General features: G+C 50.2%; 1 protein-coding gene and 1 pseudogene. One reads left to right on the top strand and one right to left on the bottom strand.

Going from position 1 to position 1,206, the window contains the following annotated elements:
• Positions 1-102: 102 nt before the first annotated feature.
• A pseudogene (locus G3446_RS26785) lies at positions 103-288 on the top strand (IS66 family transposase); the annotation flags it as partial.
• Positions 289-366: 78 nt separating this feature from the next.
• On the opposite strand, the gene G3446_RS26790 reads toward G3446_RS26785, so the two are convergent.
• Entirely contained in the window at positions 367-897 is a 531-nt protein-coding gene (locus G3446_RS26790) for a hypothetical protein (RefSeq protein ID WP_164456694.1), read from the bottom strand.
• Positions 898-1,206 lie beyond the last annotated feature (309 nt).

A 1,206-nucleotide genomic window follows, 5' to 3' on the forward strand; every position in this document is an offset into this window, starting at 1 on the left:
CGATACTGGGCTCGCGGCGCACGATTACCCAGGCGGGAGTCACACCCGCTAGAACACGCGGCCTTGCCAGGCCGCACTGTCCCCTTTTACGGTCCCTTTTACGCGCGGCGCATCATGATGGGAACGCGCACCGAAGCGGGGTCGCGTACCTTCACCCTGCTCGCCAGCGTGATCGAAACCTGTCGTCAGCGCGGCCATGTGCCTTGGCCCTATCTGGCCGGCGTGATCGCCGAGCGCCGCGCCGGTCGCGCGGCGACTCCGCTGCCCGCTCCGATGCCTGGTCTCTGAACGGCTACGTTGATGCTTCAATGCAAGACCCCACTCCCTTGACCCCACTCCCTGCTATTCTCTTGCGTTTCTCTTCCGCTATACGCAGGCTGATGGATCTACCCGTACCTTATAGAAATACGTTATCAGCAACACATGCTCGACCTTAACTGAAAAAAACAAAGCTCTTTCAAGATCTTCACGCGATATTTCTAGCAAATAGATCGGAGACTTTCGCAGTGGATAAAAAACCCCTTCGGGATTGATAGTTGTTGATATCAAACCAAAAAACTCATTAATGTCATCAACAAATACGCCTGATAGACCAGATGAGGGTTTTCCGGAAACTTCTCTTACGTTCAGAAACCCGTGAAAAACCATCTCATCGATTTCACTTACGAGAGCATTGTAGTCTATGACGCGAAATCCTTTATATAGAATCTTTTTATCTCTTTCTTTATTCCATCTATTAAAATAACTCTGCATCTCAATGTCGAGCGATTCTTTAGTCTCTAGACATATTACGCCAAAGAAATAAGATCTTCCGCACACCCTATCAAAAGCCTTTAAATATCCTTTCAGCTCGGAAACATAGGCTTCAAATGCTTTGGCACTTAACTCATCGACCATTCACGCCACCTTTCAAGCGGTCTTGAGAATGAGGAATCACTTCCGCGACGCCGGTTATCGCGCAGGATACTATATCAGACTTCCTTGCTGTATCCGCCTCGTCTCTGCTCCATCGTTTTACTAGCGACAAGTCCGCTTGGCGGCTTCCAGTCTTCTTATAGCGTTTTCAAGTCTATCTATTCGGGTTTGATGGCCCGAGTCAAGACCGCCACATTCATCACCATCGATCTTTCGGAGAGTAAGCCGGGTCCTTGCCGCCGTTTAGGCCGAAGTTGGTGTTCTCTGTTTGCCGCCTGGTTTCCCGGCGGT

Source organism: Thiorhodococcus minor, from assembly GCF_010820565.1.
Lineage (GTDB): Bacteria > Pseudomonadota > Gammaproteobacteria > Chromatiales > Chromatiaceae > Thiorhodococcus > Thiorhodococcus minor.

What these genes read in the sequence shown, in the direction of transcription:
- G3446_RS26790 (WP_164456694.1), bottom strand. Translation starts at nt 897, where the DNA reads ATGGTCGATGAGTTAAGTGCCAAAGCATTTGAAGCCTATGTTTCCGAG.